This is a genomic window from Acidovorax sp. LjRoot118, from assembly GCF_964253575.1.
Taxonomy (GTDB): Bacteria; Pseudomonadota; Gammaproteobacteria; order Burkholderiales; family Burkholderiaceae_C; genus Acidovorax.
The window spans coordinates 4,443,843-4,464,447 of record NZ_CAXURB020000001.1; the positions used below are offsets into that span (position 1 = coordinate 4,443,843).

The following is a 20,605-nucleotide window of genomic DNA, read 5'->3' on the forward strand; positions in this document are numbered from 1 at the left end:
CGACAGAGGTCCGAACAGGTGTTCCAGGAGCGCGCCACTGTCGCTCAGGCGCAGGACTACGGGGCGCCAAGCTGTTCTTCCAGCGTTTTCAATTGCTTGCGCAGCTCCTCGCTGCGGGCCTCGCACGCGGCTTTGCCCTGGCCGGCTGCGGCCGCCCGCTCCTGCGCGAACTGGGTGCCCGATGCCAGGGTGCTGCGCAGCGGACCCGCGCTGGCTGAGGCCTCCAGGGGTTGCGCTCCACATTCCTTCTGGTTGCGCTCCAGGGCCATGCGTGCCTGGGGAACGCCCTGGTTCTGCAGGTGGTTCTTGCGCTGCCAGGTGGGACCGAACGCCCCCTCCCTGGAGGTGGAGGGCGGGGACGGGATCGGCGTGGCACCCTCCAGGGCGGGGCGCACCTCGATCTTCTCGCCCTGGCCCGGGCAGGATGCGTCCTGGAAGGACACCTTGCCATCGGCATCCGTGCACTTGTTGATGGCCCAGGCCGGGGCCAGAAAGCCCAGCGCCAGGGTGCAGGCGGCGTAGCGGATCATGGTCATGGGGGCAGTCCTTGCGGGATGGATGGCACATGTTAGTCCACTGAAACCGGGAAATCGGCTGTGCGTGAGGGTCTGGCAGGGCCGCAATCTAGGCGCCGGGCGCAGCCGGGTTGCACACCCGGCGAGCACGGCAACGACGAGTGCGGCCCTGTCAGACCCTCACCCTTCGGGCCGGGGTGGCAGCGGGCGCATCGCGGCGTTGCGGGATTTGCCAAGGCGGCCAGCCTTGGCCGCAGCCCGCGCCTTGCGCTGCACCCGCTGCCACCCCGGCGCACAGCCGATTTCCCGGTTTCAGTGGACTCGCCCCCCTACAATCCGCGGCATCCATGACCATCCCTTTCTTTGACGCCATCATCATCGGCGCCGGCGCAGCCGGCCTGTTCTGCGCGGGCCAGGCGGGCCAGCGCGGTCTCAAGGTGCTGCTCATCGACCACGCCGAGAAGGTGGCCGAGAAGATCCGCATCTCGGGCGGCGGGCGCTGCAACTTCACCAACCGCGACCTGGACCCGGCTGCGCCGCACAAGCACTTCGTGGGGCAGAACCCGCAGTTCTGCCGCTCGGCACTGTCGCGCTACACGCCACAGGACTTCATTGCGCTGGTGCAAAAGCACGGCATTCCCCACCACGAAAAGCACAAGGGCCAGCTGTTTGCCGACCGCTCGGCCGAGGACATCATCGCCATGCTGCTGGCCGAATGCGCCGCAGGCGGCGTCACGCACTGGCAGCCCTGCGGTGTGAAGAAGATCGATTTCCAGACCGGCACCGACGGCCAGGGCGGCAGCTACCTGGTGGATACCGACCGGGGCCCGGTGCAGGCGCGCAGCCTGGTGGTGGCCACTGGCGGGCTGTCCATCCCCAAGATCGGCGCCACCGATTTCGGCTACCGGCTGGCGCGGCAGTTCAACGTTCCGCTCATCGAACAACGCCCAGGCCTGGTGCCCATGACCTTCGACGGGGACGCCTGGGCGCCCTATGCGCAGCTCTCGGGCCTGGCGCTGCCGGTGCAGATCAGCACCGGCGCCAAGAAGGCGCGCATGGTGTTCGACGAAGACCTGCTGTTCACGCACCGGGGCCTGTCGGGCCCGGCGGTGCTGCAGATATCGAGCTACTGGCAGGAGGGCACGCCCCTGGCCATCAACCTCGCGCCCACGGTGGACCTGCCCGCTGCACTGGCGCAGGCCAAGCTGCGCTCGCGCAAGCTCATCGCCAATGAGCTGGCCACCTTGGTGCCGAGCCGCCTGGCCGATGCCTGGGCCCAGCGCGAGGCGGACTGGCAGCGCCCCGTCGCCGAAGCCTCGGACAAGGCACTGGCGCGCCTGGCAGAACAACTGGCGCGCTGGGAACTCACCCCCACCGGCACCGAGGGCTACAAGAAGGCCGAAGTGACGCTGGGCGGCGTGGACACACGCGTGCTCTCGCAGCAGACCATGGAATGCAAGACCCAGCCCGGCCTGTACTTCATCGGCGAGGTGGTGGACGTGACCGGCTGGCTGGGTGGCTACAACTTCCAGTGGGCCTGGGCCAGCGCCCATGCCTGTGCAGGGGCGCTCCCCGCCAGCACAGCTCAGTGATCGACCATCGCATTCCACCGCGCATGGCCTAGCCAGTTGCGCAGTGCGATGGCACCGCCAGGCGTGATCTCCAGCGCCCGGCTGTCGGCACGGCGCAGCAGCCAGCCCTGGCCCAGGCAATGGCTGCAGATCACGGCGCCCAGGCGGCCGGCCACATGCATGCGCCGCTCGCTCCAGTCCAGGCAGGGGCGGCAGTGCGGGCGCTTGCCGCTGCCCGCCGCGCCCTGGCTGGCCTCTCCATCCAGGCCCAGGCGCTGCAACACCGGTGCGGCCTGCGCCGTGACATGGCCGCCCGCATCGCCGTCGAAGGCCATGGCCCCCTCGTCCAGCAGGTGCTCGGTGATGGCCACGCCCAGGCGGCCGGCAATGTGGTCGTAGCAGGTGCGCGCGGTGCGCAGGGCCGCATCGCGCGGGCCGACCACCACCGGCCGGGGGGCGGCGGGTGCGGGTTGCTGCACGGCCAGCTGCATCAGGCCTTCGAGCACGCGCGCCACGTCGGCCGAGGCAAGGCGGTGGTAGCGGTGGCGACCCTGGCGCTCCAGGCGCAGCAGCCCGGCCTCGACAAGCAAGGCAAGGTGGCGGCTCGCCGTCTGGGCGGTGATGTGGCCGGCATCGGCCAGCTCGCGCGCCGTGAGCGCGCGCCCATCCATCAGCGCCACCAGCATGGCCGTGCGCGCGGGCTCGCCGACGAGCGCGGCGATGTGGGCGATCTGGTTGGTGTTCATGCCAACAGTGTGCACCGCGCGAGGGCTGGAACACTTCGCACGCCGACGAAGTGAGCCTGCCCCCGTGAATGGCTCAGGGAATGCTGACCAGTTCGCCAAAGCGCGAATCACCCAGCGCGGGGCGGCTGGCGTGCTGCAGCACCCACTCCTGCAATTGCGCCACGGGCAGCGGCCGGGTGAAGTGAAAGCCCTGCAGCTCCTCGCAGTCGAGCGCATCCAGCACCTGGGCGGTGGCCAGGTCCTCCACCCCTTCGGCGACGATCTTCAGGCCCAGCGTGTGCCCCAGCGCGATGATGGCGCGGGTGATGGCCATGTCGGCCGGGTTGGTGAGCATGTCGTGGATGAAGGACTTGTCCACCTTGAGCCGGTCGATGTCGAAGCGCTTGAGGTAGGCCAGGCTCGAATAGCCGGTGCCGAAGTCGTCGATGGACAGCTGCACGCCCAGCGCCTTGAGCGCTGCCAGTTGCCGCTCGGCCGAGTTGGCATGGTCCATGAGCTGCGACTCGGTGATCTCCAGCTCCAGCCGGTGGGCCGGCATGCCGCTCTTGGCCAGCAGCGCCTCGATGTCGGGCACGAGTTGCGGATCGGCCAGCTGTGCCGCCGACAGGTTGACCGAGACCGATACCTGGGACAGCGGATGCGGCGCCCGGCCCAGCGGGCCCTCGTACTCCAGCGACTGCCAGGCCAGCCACTGCGCGCTGGCCTGCTGCAGCACCCAGGCGCCGATGGGGCGGATCATGCCGGTCTCTTCTGCGATGGGGATGAACTCGCTGGGCGGCACCATGCCCAGCACCGGGTTGTTCCAGCGCAGCAGCGCCTCCACACCCTGCAGGCGCCCTCCCCGGGCGCTCAGCCGCGGCTGGTAGTGCAGGCTGAACTCGCCGCGCCCCAGGGCCCGGCGCAGGTGCTGCTCCATGGACTGGCGGGCCAGCGCGCGCTGGTCGGTCTCGGCCGAGTAGAACAGGGCCATGTCGCGGCCGGTGGTCTTGGCCTCGTACATGGCGGCATCGGCCCGGCGCATCAGCTCGTCGATGTCGCCGCCGTCCTCGGGGTAGACGGCGATGCCCACGCTGCAGCTCACATTGAGCTCATGACCCTCCACGGGGTGCGGCTGGCGGATCAGCGGGATCAGCCGGTTCTCGACCAGTTGCTGCACGTCCTCGGGCCCTGCCACGTCGCGCATGATGACCACAAACTCGTCACCACCCAGCCGGCTCACGGTGTCGCGGCTGCGCACGGCCTGCGTGAGGCGCTGCGCCACCGAGCGCAGCAGGCCATCGCCGATGTGGTGGCCCAGCGTGTCGTTGATGGCCTTGAAGCGGTCCAGGTCGATGAACAGCACGGCCACGCGCTCGTTGCAGGCCTGGGCGTGCGCCAGCGCCAGCTGCAGGCGCTGCACGCACAGCGAGCGGTTGGGCAGCTCGGTAAGCACGTCGTGGTGGGCCAGGAACTGGATGCGCTCCTCGTTGAGCTTGCGGTCGGTGATGTCGATGGCGATGCCGATGTGGTTGACCACCGCGCCCGCCTTGCCCTCGCGCACGGCCGAGACCATGAGCCAGGCCGGGTAGGTCTCGCCCGAGCGGCGGCGAAAGCGCACCTCGCCCTGCCAGGACTCCTTGTCCTGCATGGCGCGCGCGATCTGGGCCGACAGCGGCTCCTGCCCTGCGGTGTCCTCCTGCAGGAACCCCAGGCCCTCGCCGATGACCTCGTAGAAGTCGTAGTGCGTGCTGCGGCAGAAGGCCTTGTTCACGCTGATGATCTGCTGGTCGGCGTTCATGATGATGATGCCCTCGGACGAGGCCTCGAACACCTTGGCCCACAGCTCCAGGCGCTGCTCCATGACCTTGAGCACATTGATCGGCGTGAAGGCCGTGAGCACCGCGTCGCGCCCCTGGAACACCAGGCGCCGCGCCGACAGCACGGCCCAGGAGGGCTCGGGCCCGCCCTTCCAGCGCACCTCGAACTCGTCCACCGAGCCCTGGTCGGCCAGGCGCTGGAAGAAGCGCGCGCGCACGCCCGGCTCCAGCCCTGCCACCCAGGGGTCCACGGTGCGGCCATTGAGCCACTGCCCGGCCGGCGCGTTGGAGTGCAGCACCTCGTGCTCGGGGATGGAGGTCACCATCAGCGGGATGGGGAAGGCCTCCACCAGCTCGCGCTGGGCCTCGGCCGCACGGGCGCTGGCGGCCAGCTCCTGCTGCAGCAGGCGCTCGCGGTCGAGCTGGGCCAGCATGCCGTTGAAGGCGGTGACCAGGCGGCCGATCTCGTCGCTGCTGCTCCAGTGGGCGCGCAGCGTGTGGTCGCCGCTCTTTCTCACCTCGTCGGCCACGCGGGCCAGTTGCTGCAGTGGCTTGGCGATCTGGCGCGCCACCAGCGTCACCAAAGACAGGATGCAGCCCAGCAGCACCAGTGCCGTGCCCAGGTGCAGCCACATGCGCGAGTACAGGCTGTCCACCCGCTGGTGCAGCAGGCGATCAAGGTCGTTGATGCCCGAACCCCAGGCGGCCTGCAAGGCGCCCAGCACCTTGGCCTCTTGCTCGGTCAGCTGCGCCATGGTCAGGCGCGATTCGCCGCTGGCGATGGCCTGCAGGTGCGACTGGAATTCGAGCAGCGTGGCGTTGAGCGCCTCGCGGTCGTGCACCAGCGCGGTTCTCAGTTCGGGCGTGCCGGCGATGAAGGCCTGGTTGTAGTCCGACTCGATGCCCAGGGTGACGGCCTCCAGCCGGCCCACCAGCGTGAGCAGCTCGGACGACCATTGCGGCCCGCGTGCGGTGCGCGGGGAGTTCAAAAAGCTCACCGTGTCGTGGACCGCCTGCAGCAGCTCGGGAAAGCGCAACACCGACAGCGACATCTCGTAGTAGCTGTCCAGGTCCGGGTCCAGGATCAGGTTGGACTGGTTGCCCACGGTGGTGAGCAGCTCGCGCCCATCGCGCAGCAACTGGCTGCGCAGGCGCGTGAGGGCCTGCGGGTCGGCCTGCGCGGCGGCATCGGTGCCCAGGCGTTCCAGTGCATCCTTGAAGCGCTGGCCGGCCTCCTGGGTGTGCAAGGCCTCGTCGTGCTCGGCGCGCACCGTGTCCAGGCGCGCCAGCGTGTCGGCCACCGACAAGGCTGGCTGGCCGGGCTGCAAGAAGCGGCCGAGCAGGCCGTCGCGCACCACGGTCGCGTAGCTGGTGCCGACGATCTCCTTGCGCGTGAAGTCGATGGCCTGGTTCTTCTCGTGGATCAGGATGCTGGAGACGTAGATCACCGCCGTGAGGTCCAGCAGATAGATGAGCATGAGCTTGCGGCCCACACTGAGCCGGCCTAGCCAACCTGATACGCGGTGCATGATTGCCATGGGTGCCCAGTTTCCCGTTCCTGCAAGATGCGCCCGGCGGTTCGGTGCCGGACGATGAGATCGTGCTCCAGCGCGCCCAAGCCAGGCGCAATGGAAACACTCTGTAAGTACACATGCAATTTCCGCGCCACACGCACCACCTTGGGGCGCACGGAACGCACTTGCACATTTCCCGCATCCGACTGCTATAATGCTCGGCTTCGCTGGCATGCCCCGTCGGCCAAATACTAGTTACAGACGGGGGCAACCGCCACGCATGGTCTTGAGGCTCGATCTCCCCAAGACCCTCTGCGCGGCAAAAAAATTTGGAACACATTAGCTAATGACTACGATTCGCGTAAAAGAAAACGAACCCTTTGACGTTGCACTGCGCCGCTTCAAGCGCACCATTGAAAAGCTCGGCCTGCTGACCGACCTGCGCGCCCGCGAGTTCTACGAAAAGCCAACGGCCGAGCGCAAGCGCAAGAAGGCTGCCGCCGTGAAGCGCCACTACAAGCGCGTGCGCAGCATGCAGCTGCCCAAGAAGCTGTACTGATCGCTGGCCCTCACAGGCCGCATCAACCCGCGCTCGGGACGCCAGGCGCGGGTTTTTTGCTTTTTGCGCTCCCTTTTTTTGCAGATTCAACGACAAGACCTCAGGAGAAATGCCATGTCCCTCAAGGACCAGATCACCGAAGACATGAAGACCGCCATGCGCGCCAAGGACAGTGAGCGCCTGGGCACCATCCGCCTGCTGCTGGCGGCGCTGAAGCAAAAGGAAGTTGACGAGCGCATCGAGCTCGACGATGTGGCCGTCATCGCCATCGTGGACAAGCTGATCAAGCAGCGCAAGGACTCCATCGCCGCGTTCGAGCAGGCTGCGCGCCAGGACCTGGCCGACAAGGAAAAGTCCGAGCTGGTGGTGCTGCAGGCCTACCTGCCCGCGCGTATGTCGGCAGAGGAGACCCTGGCCGCCGTCAAGGCCATCGTGGCCGAACTCGGCGCCTCGGGCCCTGGTGACATGGGCAAGGTGATGGGCGCGGTCAAGACCCGCCTGGCTGGCAAGGCCGACATGGGCCAGGTCTCCGCCGCAGTGAAGACCGCGCTGGCAGGCGGCTGAGCCCCTGCATCCTCAGTCCACCCCGGACCACTCCCTTTTGAAGTGGTCCTGCAGAAACTCCACGCACACGCGCACCTTGGCCGACAGGTGCAGCCGCGTGGGGTAGACGGCCCAGACGTTGGCGTCCTGGCGCCATTCGGGCAGCACCTGCACCAGGTGCCCGGCCTTCAGGTGGGGCTGCACGTCCCACAGCGAGCGCAGCGCAATGCCGCGCCCGTCCACGGCCCACTGCACCACCATCTCGCCGTTGTTGGCCGACAGCGGGCCACGCACCTTGACCATGTCCTCCACAGCGCCGCTGCGCAGGCGCCACACGCCAAAGGGATGGTCGCGCTCCTTGATCACCAGGCAGTCGTGGCTGGACAGCTCCGAGAGCGTGCGCGGGGTGCCGTGGCGTGCCAGGTAGGCCGGGGCAGCGCACAGCACGCGGTGGTTGTCGGCCAGGCGCCGCGCGATCAGGTGCGGGGCGATCTCGTCGCCCACGCGCACATCGAGGTCAAAACCCTCGCCTGCCACGTCCACCAGCCGGTCGAACACCTCCAGCCGCACCTGCAGGCCCGGGTGCCGCTCCACCAGGCGCGACAGTGCCGGCGCCACGATGCGCCGGCCAAAGCCGAAGCTGCTGCTCACGCGCAGCAGGCCGCGCGGCTCGCGGCGCGTGACGGCCACCTCCTGCAGCAGTTGGTCCACGTCATCGAGGATGCGCTGCGCCCAGTGGAACACGCGCTCGCCCTCCTCCGTGACAGCCACGCGCCGCGTGGTGCGGTGCAAGAGCTTTACGGCCAGGTCTTCTTCCAGCAGGCGGATGCGCTTGCTCACGTAGGCAGGCGAGGCACCCAGTTCGGTGGCGGCGTCGGCAAAACTCGATTTGCGCACGACCACGGTGAAGACGCGCAGGTCCTCGGTCGATGGGCTTTTATGCACGATGTGTGAAGAATGGATGCACAGGCGGCCGATTGTATTTTGTGCAGCCCTGTCCAACAATGCAGGCCACGCACCCTCCACCCTCCAAGGAAGACATCTGATGAGCAGCAACAGCACCCAGTACACGATCGCCGTGATCCCCGGCGACGGCATCGGCAAGGAAGTCATGCCCGAAGGCCTGCGCGCCGTGAAGGCCGCGGCCGAGCGCTTCGGCATCGCCCTCACCTGCCGCACCATCGACTGGGCCAGCTGCGACTACTACGCCGAGCACGGGAAGATGATGCCCGACGACTGGAAGGCGCAGCTCGCGGATGTGGACGCGATCTTCTTCGGCGCCGTGGGCTGGCCCGCCACCGTGCCCGACCATGTCTCGCTGTGGGGTTCGCTGCTCAAGTTCCGCCGCGAGTTCGACCAGTACATCAACCTGCGCCCCGTGCGCCTGTTCGAGGGCGTGCCCTGCCCGCTGGCGGGCAGGAAGCCCGGCGACATCGACTACTTCGTGGTGCGCGAGAACACCGAGGGCGAGTACACCTCGCTCGGCGGCATCATGTACGAGGGCACGGACCGCGAGATCGTCATCCAGGAGTCGGTCTATTCGCGCAAGGGCACCGACCGCCTGCTGCGCTTCGCCTTCGACCTCGCCCAGAGCCGCCCGCGCAAGCACGTGACGCTGGCCACCAAGAGCAACGGCATCGCCATCAGCATGCCCTGGTGGGACAAGCGTGCCGACGAGGTGGCCAAGGACTACCCCGAGATCACGCTGGACAAGCAGCACATCGACATCCTGACTGCGCGCTTCGTGCTGCAGCCCGGCCGCTTTGACGTAGTGGCCGCCACCAACCTGTTCGGCGACATCCTCTCGGACCTGGGCCCCGCGACCACCGGCACCATCGGCCTGGCCCCTTCGGCCAACCTGAACCCCGAGCGCACGTTCCCCTCGCTGTTCGAGCCCGTGCATGGCTCGGCGCCCGACATCTACGGCAAGAACATCGCCAACCCCATCGCCATGATCTGGTCGGGCGCGCTGATGCTGGACTTTTTGACCAACGGCCAGGGCGCCGGGCGCGCGGCGCACGATGCCATCGTGGCGGCCATCGAGGCCGCCTTGAAGGAAGGCCCGCTCACTCCCGACCTGGGCGGCAAGGCCAGCACCACGGAGCTGGGCCAGGCCATCGCGGCGCGCATCGCGGCCGCCTGAAGCGTGTGCGGGGCTTCAGCCCCGCTTCCACCATAGATGGCCGAACTGGTTGATGAGCATGCCGCAGAGCACCGCGCCGGTGCCCGCCCACTGCGCGGGCGCCGGCTGCTCGCCCAGCACCAGCATGGCGGCCAGCAGGCCCACCACCGGGATCAGCAGCGAGAACGGCGACACGCGCCCGGCCGGGTGGCGCTGCAGCAGCCGCGTCCAGAGGCTGTAGGCCAGCAAGGTGGCCAGCAGCGCCAGGTAAAGCACGGCGAACAGTGCGCGGCCGTTCAGGCCCCCGAGCTGCGCGGCCACCGAGGCCGGCCCGTCGAGCCACAGCGCCAGCGCGAAGAACGGCACGATGGGCACGGTGCTGCTCCAGACGATGAACGGGAACGGCGCGTAGTCGCCACCCACGCGCGCCGCGAAGCGCACCACCAGGTTCGAGGTGGCCCACATGAAGGCCGCGCCCAGCGTGAGCACGAAGCCCGCCAGGCTCATCTGCAGCGCACCCTCGCCATGGGCGCTGGCGATCACCAGCAGACCCCCGAACGCCACCGCCAGGCCCAGCCACTGCGCTGGCCGCGCACGCTCGTGCAGCAGCGTGACCGCGAGGATCAGCGTGAAGAAGGCCTGGGTCTGCATGACCACCGAGGCCATGCCCGCCGTCATGCCCAGGCGCAGGCCCAGGAACAACAGGCCGAACTGCCCCAGGCCCTGCGCCAGGCCATAGGCCACGATGAAGCGCCAGGGCAGCGCCGGCCGGCGCACGAAGAGCAAAAAGGGCAGCGAGGCCGCGATGAAGCGCAGCGTGCCCAGCAGCATGGGGCTGAGCGTCTGCAGGCCCATTTTCATGACCACGAAGTTCGAGCCCCAGATGACGATGACGACCAGTGCGCAGGCCAGGTCACCCTGCGACAGCGCGCGGGCCGGTACTGCCCCCAATGCTGCGGTGTTCATGCGCGGCTGCCTGCCAGCGCACCGGCCACGGCCACGGGCCGCCCCTGCTGCTGGCGCGCCGCCACGAAGGCATCGAAGGCATGTGCACTGGTCTTGCGCGGCACGTAGCCCAGTTGCTCCTTGAGCGCGGTGTTGAGCAGCACCGGCCGATAGCGCAGAAAGTCGAGCTGCTCGGGGCCATAGCGGCCCACGCCCAGGCGCGAACCCACGAACAGCGCCGACTGCAGCAGCCAGGCCGGCAGGTCGAGCGTGCGCTTGCCCAGGCGCGCCGCGATCTGGTGGATGGTCAGCGCCCCGTCGCCCGCCAGGTTGTAGCAGCCCGGGGGCGCACCATCGAGCGCATGCAGCAGCGCGCCGGTCACGTCCTCGTCCCAGATGAAGACGAAAGGGCTGTCGCTGCCGCGGATGGCCAACAGGCGGGGCTTTTCGAACAGCGCGGTGATCTGGTTGTCCACGCGCTCACCCAGGATGGTGCCGATGCGCAGCACCGTCTGCGCCAGCCCTGGATGCCTCTGGCGCCATGCGGCCAGCATCTCTTCGACCAGGCGCTTGTGGTGCGCATAGGCAAAGCTTTCGTTGCCGCGCAGCGGGTGCGACTCGGTGAGCCAGGGCGCGTTATCGGCGTGGTAGCCATAGGCCGCGCCGCTGGAGGACACGAGCACATGCCGCACGCCCTGGGCCGCGCAGGCTTCGAGCACGTTGCGTGTGCCGTTCACGTCCACGTCGTATTCGAATGCCCGGTTCGAGCCGCGGCCCGGCGTGACGATGGAGGCCAGGTGCACCACGGTGTCGATGGCATGGCGCTGCAGCGTGGCGGCCAGGGCCGGGTCGCGCACGTCCTGGGCCTGGTAGGTGACGCCCGGCTGGCGGCGCTCGGGCGGCACCTCGCGCACGTCCAGGGCCACCACGCTGCCGGTGTCCGGCCGCCGGGCCAGCGCCGCCACCACGCCCCGGCCCAGGAAGCCATCAGCCCCGGTGACGAGGACATTGCGGGCGCGCGGGGCCGGCGCGCTCATGCGCCCTCCCCTTGCAAGGCCGCAGGCGCGCCCACGGGGTCCTTGCGGCCCCACCAGCTGGCCAGCGCCAGGCCGGCGATGATGTCCCAGAAGCCCCAGACACCCGCCACCACGGCCATGCCGCCCAGGCCACCGAAGAAGCTGAAGATCACCACCAGGCCCAGGCCCGCATTGCGGATGCCGACCTCGATGGCGACGGCGCGCCGGTCATAGTCCTGCAGGCCCGTGAACCGAGCGCACAGGTAGCCGGTGCCGAAGGCCAGCGCATCGTGCAGGGCCACGGCCAGCAGCACCATGCCCACATAGTCGAGGAAGAAGCGCCAGTTGCCGGCGATGGCGCCCAGAATGAAGCCGATGAGCGCCAGGAAGCTGATGATGCGCACGGGCTTCTTCACGCGCAGCGTGAGGCGCGGCAGTTGGTGCGCGCACAAGAGGCCGAGCACGAAGGGCACGCCGATGATGGCGACGATGTGGCCCACCATCTCCAGCGGGTCGAGCGCGATCGTTTTCAGCAGCGGCGCGGCCGTGGGGTGCATTCCGCCCCAGAACGCGAAGTTCAGTGGCATGACCACGATGGCGATGGCGTTGGAAATCGCCGTCATGGACACCGACAGCGCGACGTTGCCGCGTGCGCGGTGCGTAAGGATATTGGACACGTTGCCCGGCGGGCAGCAGGCCACCAGGATCATGCCCAGCGCGATGCTCGGCCCCACGCCGAGCAGCAGCGTGAGCACATAGGTCACGGCCGGCAGCACGATGAACTGCGCGGCAATGCCCACGGCCATGGCCCAGGGCATCTTGGCCACGCGACGGAAGTCGTCCGCCCGCGTGTCGAGCGCGATGCCGAACATCAAAAAGGCCAGCACCGCATTGAGCAGCATCAGCGACGCGGGGTTGAAGTTCAGGCGGATCTCGTCGACGGGCAGCATGGTATTTGTCTCCTCTGTGGGCTCGGCGGCCCTTTTCTTGTGGTGCGGTCAGCCCAGGGCGGCAGAGGCGTTGCGCACGGCGGCGCGGTAGGTGTCCTTGTGCACGTAGTACGCCATGCGTTCGAGCTGCAGGTACTTGAAGCCGCCCGACAGGTCTGGCGGCGGGCCCTGCACGGCGGCCTCGAAGGCGCGGGCGGCGGGCGTGTCGGCATCGAGCGCCTTGAAGTAGCGCGCCACCAGCTCGGCCTGCTCGTAGCGGCCCTGCCAGCCGATGCCGCTGGCCTCGATCATGCCCAGCACGGCCAGGCGGCGCCGACCGGGTGCGAAGATGTTCAGGTGCAGGCGCGGCGCCATGCCCTGCCAGTTGAGCAACTCGCGCGCGATGAAGGGGTAGTGCAGCGTGTAGCCGGTGGCGGCGAGCACCATGTCGTAGTCCTGCTGGGTTCCGTCCTTGAAGTGCACCGTGGCGCCATCGAAGCGCGCGATGTCGGCCTTGACGTGGATGTCGCCATGGCCCAGGTGGTGCAGGATCAGCGAATTCACGATGGGATGCGACTCGTACATCTTGTAGGTGGGCTTGGGGAAGCCGAAGCGTGTGGGGTCGCCCGTGAACCACTGCAGCACCGTGCTGTCCACCTTCTGCTTGAGCCAGGGCGGCAGCGGGCGCTTGCCGCCCAGCGTGTCGGCGGGCTTGCCGAACACGTACTTGGGCACGAAGTAATAGCCGCGCCGCACCGAGATGTCCACGCTGTGCGCGTAGTGCACGGCGTCCACCGCGATGTCGCAGCCCGAGTTGCCCGCGCCCACGATGAGCACGCGCTTGCCCTTGAACTGCTCGGCATGCTTGTAGGCCGAGGTGTGCAGCAGCTCGCCGCTGAAATGGCCTTCGAAGCGCGGCATGCTGGGCTCGGCCAGCGTGCCGTTGGCGATCACCACGCCCTTGTACTCCGCCGCTTCGGTGCCCCCGTCCGCCGTGGCGATGGTCACGCGCCACAGCGTGTCCTCCCTGTCGCTGACCGGCTCCACCTTGAGCACGCGCACGCCGAAACGAAAGTGCCGGCGCAGGTCGAAATGCTCGGCAAAGTCGCTGAAGTAGCGGCACAGCTCGCGGTGGCTGGGGTAGTCGGCCACGCTGTCGGCCATGGGGAATTCGCTGAACTCGGTGGTGCGCTTGCTCGAGATCAGGTGCGCCGAGGCATACACCGTGGAGCGCGGGTTGGCGATGTTCCACAGCCCGCCCACGTCGGTATACGCCTCGAAGCCCTGGAACGGGATGCCGAGCTTTTGCAGATTGCGCGCACCGGCCAGGCCTGAAGGGCCGGCACCGATGAGTGCAATCGAGCCGCGCGTGGCAGGGGTGGTGGTGTCTACGCAGGCCTGCAGGTCGGCAGATGCGTTGCGAAGGTCGTCTTGCATGAGGGGCTTGGCTCGCAGGTGAAATTCAGCGGGGTTCGGCAGGCGCGCCATCGCTGGCGCCGGGCAGCCCGGGGATGGCGGTGGCCCCCGCCTCGCCCACGCGCGGCTTGCGCGGCTGGCCGCGCAGCAGGCGGTCGTAGGTGGCGGCGGGCAGGCAGGCCAGCAGGCGCGAGAGCCAGCCGATGTGCCGTGGCAGCACGATGTGCTCGCGCCCGCGCGCCACGCCGGCCAGCAGTGCGCGCGCGGCGGCATCGGGCTCCATCAGGCCGGGCATGGCAAAGCGGTTGCCGGCGGTGAGTGCCGTGCGCAGGTAGCCCGGGCTCACCGTGTGCACGGACAGCCGCGTGCCCCGGCACTCGGCGCGCAGGCTTTCGAGGTAGCGGATCAGCCCGCCCTTGCTCGCGCAATAGGCGCCATTGCCGGGCATGCCGCGCCAGCCCGCGATGCTGGCCACGCCGACCAGGGCGCAGCGCGGCCCCTGTACGGCATGCACGCGCAGTGCCTGCACAAAGGGCTGGAAGGTGGTGGCAGGGCCGAGCAGGTTGATTTCCAACATGCGGCGCATCACGGCCAGGTCACCGGTCTCTGCGGTGTCGAAGCCGCCCGCCACACCCGCGTTGGCGATCACCAGGTCGGGCAGGCCGGCACGCGCCATCCAGTCGGCGGCCACCTGCGCCATGGCGGCGGCATCGGCCACGTCGGGCGTGTACACCGCACAGCGCTCGGGCGCGGTGGCGGCCAGCGTTTCGAGCACCGGGCGCTGCAGGCCCACCAGCGCCACCTGTGTGCCCTGGGCCAGCAACTCACGCACCAGGGCCTGGCCCAGGCCGCCACAGGCACCTGTGACGACGGCATTGCGAAAGGGACGGGGGCTCACAGGCATGGGAGGAAGGGGTTGTTTACAGAACGCAGGCGGATGTCTACGATGCGCCCCACTGTAGGCCAGGCCTTACAAATCCCGAAATATTTTCCTATTTCGTCTCGAAATCAGAGATTCATGACAGAAAACACTGCTGCATCGCCCGGCCTGCGCCTGTTCGACCTGCTGGAGCTGCTGGTGCGCGAGGCCCGCCCGCTCACACTGGCCGAGGCCGTTGCTGCCAGCGGCTGGCCCAAGCCCAGCGTGCACCGGCTGCTGGTGCAGCTGGAGGCCGGCGGCCTGCTGGCGCGCGAACCCGATGGCCGGCGCTACGCCCCCGCGCCGCGCCTGCTGCGCCTGGCCGAGGCCACGCTGGCTGGCAGCACGCAGCAGGGCGTGCGCCACGCCGTGCTGCGCCAGCTGGTGGCCGAGGTGGGCGAGAGCTGCAACTTCACCGCCCTGTCGGGTGTGGAGGTGGTGTACCTGGACCGCATCGAGTCGGCCTTTCCGCTGCAGATGAACCTGCGGCCCGGCACGCGCGTGCCGGTGCATTGCTCGGCCAGCGGCAAGCTGTTGCTGGCGCACATGGCCGCGGGCCAGCGCAACCAACTGCTGGAGGGCCTCACGCTCACGCGCCACACTGCGACCACGCTGACCACACGCGCCGCGCTCGATGCCGAGTTCAAGCGCATCCGCAAGGAGGACTACGCGGTGGATGCCGAGGAGTTCGTCGAAGGCCTGGTCTGCGTGGCCGTGCCGGTGCGCGGAGCCGATGGCAAGAGCATCCGCTGCGCCGTGGCGCTGCAGGCCCCGGTGGCGCGCATGTCGCTGGCGCAGGCGCTGGAGAAGTTGCCAAGGCTGCAGACTGCTGCTGCGGTGCTCGCGCGCACCTGGAGCTGAGGGGTCAGGGCCTGGCGCGCGGCTTCTTGCGGCTGCCGGCCACCTGGCGGATACAGTCGATCAATTGCTCCGTCACGGGCGTGGGCTTCTGGCCGCGCAGGGTGATCAGGCCCACGGGCGGCAGGTCGATGGGCACGGCCAGCGGCAGCACCGCCAGCATGCCCTGCGCCGCAAAATGCTGCGCCACCGAGCGCGCCATGAAGGCCACCGCGCCGCGCTGGTGGACGAAGCTCAGCTGCGTGAGGAAGGAGGCTGACTCCACGATGTCGGCCGGCGGGTGCAGGTCGTGCGCAAAGAACATCTGGTCGAGCTTGACGCGCAGCGAGGCCCAGGGCGGCGGCATCACGCAGGGCAGCGCGGCCAGGTCGGTCCAATGTGGTTTGCGCTTGCGCGCCAGCACATGGCCAGGCTGCACGACCACGGCCATGGGCTCGGCATACAGCGCTTCGGTTTCGAGGTCGGGCGAGGCGTAGCCCGGCTCCAGCCGGCCCACGAACAGGTCGAGCTCACCGAGCCGCAGCTTGGGTAGCAATCGTGTGAGGTCGCCCTCCTCGATCAGCACGCTGGTGTGGATGGAGCGCGCCTTGAGCCGCTCCACGGCCTGTGCCAGCAGCACCGGCGTGGCCACCACCATGGCGCCCACACTGGTGCGGCCGCTGGCACCGCTGGCCTCGGCGGCGATCTCGGCGCGTGTGCGGTCGTAGCCCGCCAGCACCGAGCGCGCAAAACGCACCACACTCAGGCCTGCGGCCGTGGGCTCGGTGCCGCGCGTGGAGCGGTCGAACAGCGGCAGGCCGAACATGCGCTCGATCTCGGCCAGCGTCTTGGAGACAGCAGGCTGCGTGACCGACAGGAACTCGGCCGCACGGCCCAGGTGGCGGAACTGGTCCAGCGCCACCAGCATCTGCAGGTGGCGCAGCTTGAGGTTGGAGCGCAAGACGCGGTCGATGCGGGTCATGGGGTTTCTCCTGATTCATGTCTTGCAGGCTATGAAGAGAGTCCATAGTTTCATTGGATTGTTATGCATCGCCTGAGAACAATCGCGGCTCCCGATCAAAAAAATGGAGACAGACATGAACGACACCCCACGCCAGGACCGGCGGCAGCTCATCCTTGGCGCCCTCGGGGCCACTGCGCTCGCAGCCACGCATGGCAAGCTGTTCGCGCAGGCCTACCCCGAACGCCCCATCACCTTCATCTGCCCCTGGCCCGCAGGCGGCACGGCCGACCAGTCGATGCGCACCCTGTGCACCGTCGCCGGCCGCATCCTGGGCCAGGCCATCGCGGTGGAGAACCGCGCCGGCGCCTCGGGCATGATCGGCTCCAAGGCCCTGGCCGCGGCCAAGGCCGACGGCTACACCATCGGCCAGATCCCAATCTCCGTCACGCGCTTTGCGCAGTTGGGCACCTTGCAGGCCGACCCGCGCAAGGATTTCACCTACCTGGCACGCACCTCGGGCCAGACCTTCGGCATCGCCGTGCCGGCGGACTCGCGCTTCAAGACCCTGAAGGACTTCGTCGACCATGCCAAGGCCAACCCTGGCAAGGTGACCTACGCCCACGCCGGCGTGGGCGGCGCCACGCATGTGGGCATGGAGGAGTTCGCGGCAGTGGCCGGCATTCAGCTCAACCACGTGCCCTACAAGGGTGGCGCCGAGGCCCTGCAGGGCGTGTTGGGCGGCCATGTGGATGCGCTGGCCGATTCGAGCTCCTGGGCGCCGCATGTGGAGGCCGGCAAGCTGCGCCTTTTGGCCACCTGGGGCGAACAGCGCACCGCGCGCTTCAAGGACACGCCCACCCTGCGCGAGCTCGGGTACGACGTGGTGGTGGATGCCCCCAACGGTATCGGCGCGCCCAAGGGCCTGGACCCGGCCGTGGCCGCCAAGCTGCGCGACGCCTTCCGCCAGGCCGTAGCCAGCCCCGAGTTCAAGGCGGTGGCCGACAAGCTCGATGCGCCGCTGTTGTACCTGGACGGCCCCGACTACGAAAAGTACGTGAACACGGTCTACCTGAAAGAGACCGTGCTCATCGACAGGCTCAAATTGCGCGAACTGATGCGCAGCTGAGTCCCTGCATCCCCAGAAGCAAAAGGTCCCGATGACTACCCCTGCGGCCCCCACCGCCCTGTCCAGCCCCCTGCTGCACCTGCATCCCAACGACAACGTGCTGGTGGCCAAGACGGCCCTGGCGCTGGGCCAGGCCATCCCCGAACTCGGTGTGCGCACGCGCGCCCAGGTGCCCGCCGGCCACAAGATCGCAGCACGCCGCATTGCCGAGGGCGAGCAGGTGCGCAAGTACGACACCGTGATCGGCGTGGCCACGCGGGACCTGGAGCCCGGCGACTACGTGCACAGCCACAACCTGCAGATCGTGGACTACTACCGCGACCCGGCCTTCGGCGCCGACGTGCGGCCCGTGGACTATGTGCCCGAGGCCGGGCGCGCTACCTTCCAGGGCTTCGTGCGGGCCGACGGCAGCGTGGGCACGCGCAACTTCATCGGCATCCTGTCGTCGGTGAACTGCTCGGCCACGGTCATCAAGCGCATTGCTGCGCACTTCACGCCCGAGCGGATGGCGGCGTTTCCCCACATCGACGGCGTGGCCGCCTTCGCCCAGACCAGCGGCTGCGGCATGTCCTCGCCCAGCGAGCACTTCGACGTGCTGCGCCGCACGCTGGCGGGCTATGCGCGCCACCCCAACCTGGCGGGCGTGCTCATCGTGGGCCTGGGCTGCGAGCGCAACCAGGTGGATGCGCTGGTGGATTCGCAGGGCCTGAAGGCCGGCCGACTCATGCGCACGCTGGTGATGCAGGAGGTGGGCGGCACGCGCGCCACCATCGAAGCCGGCATCGCCGCGATCGAGGCCATGCTGCCGGAGGCCAACGCCGCACGGCGCCAGGCGGTGAGCGCCAGCCACCTCAAGATCGGGCTGGAGTGCGGCGGGTCGGACGGCTTCTCGGGCATCACGGCCAACCCCGCGCTGGGTGCGGCCATGGACATCCTGGTGCGCCACGGAGGCACGGCCATCCTGTCGGAGACGCCCGAGATCCACGGCGTGGAATTCATGCTCACGCGACGTGCGGTGAGCCCCGAGGTGGGCCAGAAGCTTCTGGACCGACTGGCCTGGTGGGAGCGTTATGCCGCCGGCCAGAACGCCCAGTTCAATGGCGTGGTGGGCCATGGCAACCAGGCCGGTGGCCTGGCCAACATCTTCGAAAAATCGCTGGGCTCGGCCATGAAGGGCGGCACCACACCGCTCCAGGCGGTGTACGAATACGCAGAGCCCATCACCCAGAGCGGCTTCGTCTTCATGGACTCGCCCGGCTACGACCCCGTGGCCTGCACCGGGCAGATCGCCAGCGGCGCACAGCTGATCTGCTTTACCACCGGGCGCGGCTCCATGTTCGGCAGCAAGCCGGCGCCCACCATCAAGCTGGCGAGCAACACGCCCATGTTCACGCGGCTCGAAGAGGACATGGACATCAACTGCGGCGTGGTGATCGATGAGGGCATCTCTGTGCCCGAGATGGGGCGGCAGATCTTCGAGCAGATCCTGCGCCACGCCAGCGGCGAAGCCACCAAGAGCGAGGCCCTGGGCCTGGGCGACCATGAGTTTGTGCCCTGGCATCTCGGAATAGTCAGTTGAACACACCCCCACCGAACCTCACACTCCCATGCCCCTGACACTCACCCGCGCTGACCTGCTGCGCAGCGCCAACTTCATCGCCGGCCAGTGGACGCCCGGCCCCGGCGCCCTGCTGGCCGTGACCGACCCGGCCACCGGCGCCACCATCACCCAGGTGCCCGACAGCGGCGCAGCCGAAGCCCTCGCCGCGCTCAATGCCGCGCATGCCGCCTTCCCGGCCTGGAAGAAGCTGCCCGCCAGGCAGCGCGCCCAGACCATAAAGCGCTGGAACGATCTGGTGCTGGCCCACCAGGACGACCTGGGCAGGCTCATCTCGCGCGAGCAGGGCAAGCCCCTGGCCGAGGGCAAGGGCGAGGTGGCCTATGCGGCCAGCTACATCGAATGGTTTGCAGAGGAGGCCACGCGCATGAACGGCGAAGTGATCCCCGCGCCGGTGCCGGGCCGGCGCATGTTTGCGCTGAAGGAACCTGTGGGCGTGGTGGCGGCCATCACGCCCTGGAACTTTCCGGCGGCGATGATCGCGCGCAAGATCGCCCCGGCCCTGGCTGCCGGCTGCACGGTGGTCTGCAAGCCGGCCGAGGACACACCGCTGACCTCGCTGGCCCTGGTGCTGCTGGCCCACGAGGCGGGTGTGCCCGCTGGCGTGCTCAACATCGTCACCGCTTCACGCGAGAAGACGCCCGAGGTGGTGGACCTGTGGCTCGATGACGCCCGCGTGCGCAAGATCACCTTCACCGGATCGACGCCCGTGGGCAAGCACCTGGCGCGGCGCAGCGCCGACACGCTCAAGAAGCTGTCGCTGGAGTTGGGCGGCAACGCGCCCTTCATCGTCTTCGAGGATGCCGATGTGGATGCGGCCGTGGACGGATTCATGGCCGCCAAGTTCCGAAACGGCGGCCAGACCTGTGTCTGCCCGAACCGGGTGTTCGTGCACGACCGCGTCCACGACGAATTCGCCAGCAAGCTCAGCGCCCGCGTGGCCGCGCTCAAGGTGGGTCCTGCCAGCGACCTGGCCTCGCAGATCGGCCCCATGATCAATGACCGGGCCGTGGAAAAGATAGCGCGCCACGTGCAGGACGCAGTGGCGCGGGGGGCGAAAGTGCTGACCGGTGGCCAGCGCCTGCCCGGGCTGGGCCCCACCTACTACGCGCCCACGGTGCTGGTGGGCGCCGATGCCTCCATGGCCTGCTCCTGCGAGGAAACCTTCGGCCCCGTGGCACCGCTCACGCGCTTCGCCACCGAGGCCGAGGTGATCGCCGCAGCCAACGACACACCCTTTGGCCTGGCGGCGTATTTCTACAGCAACGACGTGCGGCGCATCTGGCGCGTGGCGGACGCGCTGGAGACCGGCATCGTGGGCATCAACGAAGGCGTGATCGCGGCCGAGGCGGCTCCGTTTGGTGGTGTCAAGGAGTCGGGTTACGGGCGCGAGGGATCGACCCACGGCCTGGACGACTACCTGCACACCAAGTACCTCTGCCAGGGACAACTCGACTGAAAGACCCCAC

18 protein-coding genes are annotated in these 20,605 nt (G+C 68.7%); 8 read left to right on the plus strand and 10 right to left on the minus strand.

Translation table 11 applies throughout. The annotated features are described in order from the left end of the window. Positions 1-56: 56 nt before the first annotated feature. Positions 57-536 carry a DUF4124 domain-containing protein gene (locus tag ACSQ9E_RS20965; protein WP_436219080.1) on the minus strand — a complete coding sequence of 160 codons (480 nt, stop codon included), beginning with the start codon at positions 534-536 and terminating at the stop codon, positions 57-59. 326 nt (positions 537-862) lie between these two features. Here ACSQ9E_RS20965 and ACSQ9E_RS20970 point away from each other — a divergent pair, with 326 nt between their 5' ends. Continuing rightward, a complete protein-coding gene (locus tag ACSQ9E_RS20970) occupies positions 863-2,107 on the plus strand; it encodes an NAD(P)/FAD-dependent oxidoreductase (protein ID WP_436219081.1) in 1,245 nt (414 codons plus the stop codon). Here the strand turns inward: ACSQ9E_RS20970 and ACSQ9E_RS20975 are convergent. Both ACSQ9E_RS20975 and ACSQ9E_RS20980 read right to left on the minus strand, forming a co-directional pair. Then, positions 2,101-2,832 (minus strand): ArsR/SmtB family transcription factor, encoded by a 732-nt coding sequence (locus ACSQ9E_RS20975; protein WP_057266013.1) that lies wholly within the window; start codon positions 2,830-2,832, stop codon positions 2,101-2,103. The genes ACSQ9E_RS20970 and ACSQ9E_RS20975 overlap by 7 nt on opposite strands. 73 nt (positions 2,833-2,905) lie before the next feature. Continuing rightward, complete coding sequence (locus tag ACSQ9E_RS20980) at positions 2,906-6,166, minus strand: EAL domain-containing protein (protein WP_057266015.1); 3,261 nt, start codon at positions 6,164-6,166, stop codon at positions 2,906-2,908. 322 nt (positions 6,167-6,488) lie between these two features. Between ACSQ9E_RS20980 and rpsU the strand changes: the two genes are divergently transcribed. Together rpsU and ACSQ9E_RS20990 are read left to right on the plus strand one after the other, a co-directional pair. Beyond that, positions 6,489-6,701 carry a 30S ribosomal protein S21 gene (gene rpsU, locus ACSQ9E_RS20985; protein WP_007833691.1) on the plus strand — a complete coding sequence of 71 codons (213 nt, stop codon included), beginning with the start codon at positions 6,489-6,491 and terminating at the stop codon, positions 6,699-6,701. Positions 6,702-6,815: 114 nt separating this feature from the next. After that, entirely contained in the window at positions 6,816-7,265 is a 450-nt protein-coding gene (locus tag ACSQ9E_RS20990) for a GatB/YqeY domain-containing protein (RefSeq protein ID WP_057199652.1), read from the plus strand. A gap of 12 nt (positions 7,266-7,277) precedes the next feature. Here the strand turns inward: ACSQ9E_RS20990 and ACSQ9E_RS20995 are convergent, their stop codons facing one another. Then, positions 7,278-8,189 (minus strand): LysR substrate-binding domain-containing protein, encoded by a 912-nt coding sequence (locus ACSQ9E_RS20995; protein WP_436219082.1) that lies wholly within the window; start codon positions 8,187-8,189, stop codon positions 7,278-7,280. Positions 8,190-8,289: 100 nt separating this feature from the next. Here ACSQ9E_RS20995 and ACSQ9E_RS21000 point away from each other — a divergent pair, with 100 nt between their 5' ends. Beyond that, positions 8,290-9,387 (plus strand): tartrate dehydrogenase, encoded by a 1,098-nt coding sequence (locus ACSQ9E_RS21000; RefSeq protein ID WP_436219083.1) that lies wholly within the window; start codon positions 8,290-8,292, stop codon positions 9,385-9,387. Between the two features lie 15 nt (positions 9,388-9,402). Here the strand turns inward: ACSQ9E_RS21000 and ACSQ9E_RS21005 are convergent, their stop codons facing one another. From ACSQ9E_RS21005 to ACSQ9E_RS21025, 5 genes are read right to left on the minus strand one after another with little or no spacing between them, the layout of a single operon-like run. Continuing rightward, entirely contained in the window at positions 9,403-10,332 is a 930-nt protein-coding gene (locus ACSQ9E_RS21005; protein WP_436219084.1) for an EamA family transporter, read from the minus strand. Then, positions 10,329-11,348 (minus strand): SDR family oxidoreductase, encoded by a 1,020-nt coding sequence (locus tag ACSQ9E_RS21010; protein ID WP_436219085.1) that lies wholly within the window; start codon positions 11,346-11,348, stop codon positions 10,329-10,331. The genes ACSQ9E_RS21005 and ACSQ9E_RS21010 overlap by 4 nt, the downstream gene beginning before the upstream one ends. Next, positions 11,345-12,277 (minus strand): bile acid:sodium symporter family protein, encoded by a 933-nt coding sequence (locus ACSQ9E_RS21015; RefSeq protein WP_436219086.1) that lies wholly within the window; start codon positions 12,275-12,277, stop codon positions 11,345-11,347. The genes ACSQ9E_RS21010 and ACSQ9E_RS21015 overlap by 4 nt, the downstream gene beginning before the upstream one ends. A 48-nt stretch (positions 12,278-12,325) precedes the next feature. Further along, positions 12,326-13,693, minus strand: a complete 1,368-nt coding sequence (locus ACSQ9E_RS21020; protein WP_436219087.1) for a flavin-containing monooxygenase — start codon at positions 13,691-13,693, stop codon at positions 12,326-12,328. Between the two features lie 25 nt (positions 13,694-13,718). Beyond that, positions 13,719-14,576, minus strand: a complete 858-nt coding sequence (locus ACSQ9E_RS21025; protein ID WP_436219088.1) for an SDR family oxidoreductase — start codon at positions 14,574-14,576, stop codon at positions 13,719-13,721. A 114-nt stretch (positions 14,577-14,690) separates the two neighbouring features. Here ACSQ9E_RS21025 and ACSQ9E_RS21030 point away from each other — a divergent pair, with 114 nt between their 5' ends. After that, a complete protein-coding gene (locus ACSQ9E_RS21030; protein WP_436219089.1) occupies positions 14,691-15,452 on the plus strand; it encodes an IclR family transcriptional regulator in 762 nt (253 codons plus the stop codon). Positions 15,453-15,456: 4 nt separating this feature from the next. Here ACSQ9E_RS21030 and ACSQ9E_RS21035 read toward each other — a convergent pair whose 3' ends face one another. Next, positions 15,457-16,410 carry a LysR substrate-binding domain-containing protein gene (locus ACSQ9E_RS21035; RefSeq protein WP_436219090.1) on the minus strand — a complete coding sequence of 318 codons (954 nt, stop codon included), beginning with the start codon at positions 16,408-16,410 and terminating at the stop codon, positions 15,457-15,459. A 115-nt stretch (positions 16,411-16,525) separates the two neighbouring features. On the opposite strand from ACSQ9E_RS21035, the gene ACSQ9E_RS21040 reads away from it, so the two are divergent. The 3 genes from ACSQ9E_RS21040 to ACSQ9E_RS21050 are packed head-to-tail and all read left to right on the plus strand — an operon-like array spanning position 16,526 to position 20,595. Then, positions 16,526-17,518, plus strand: a complete 993-nt coding sequence (locus ACSQ9E_RS21040; protein ID WP_436219091.1) for a tripartite tricarboxylate transporter substrate binding protein — start codon at positions 16,526-16,528, stop codon at positions 17,516-17,518. 31 nt (positions 17,519-17,549) lie between these two features. Further along, the gene (locus tag ACSQ9E_RS21045; protein ID WP_436219092.1) at positions 17,550-19,097 is read left to right on the plus strand and encodes a UxaA family hydrolase; all 1,548 of its coding nucleotides are present in this window, start codon (positions 17,550-17,552) and stop codon (positions 19,095-19,097) included. A 28-nt stretch (positions 19,098-19,125) separates the two neighbouring features. Then, a complete protein-coding gene (locus tag ACSQ9E_RS21050) occupies positions 19,126-20,595 on the plus strand; it encodes an NAD-dependent succinate-semialdehyde dehydrogenase (protein ID WP_436219093.1) in 1,470 nt (489 codons plus the stop codon). The last annotated feature ends 10 nt before the right edge of the window (positions 20,596-20,605 follow it).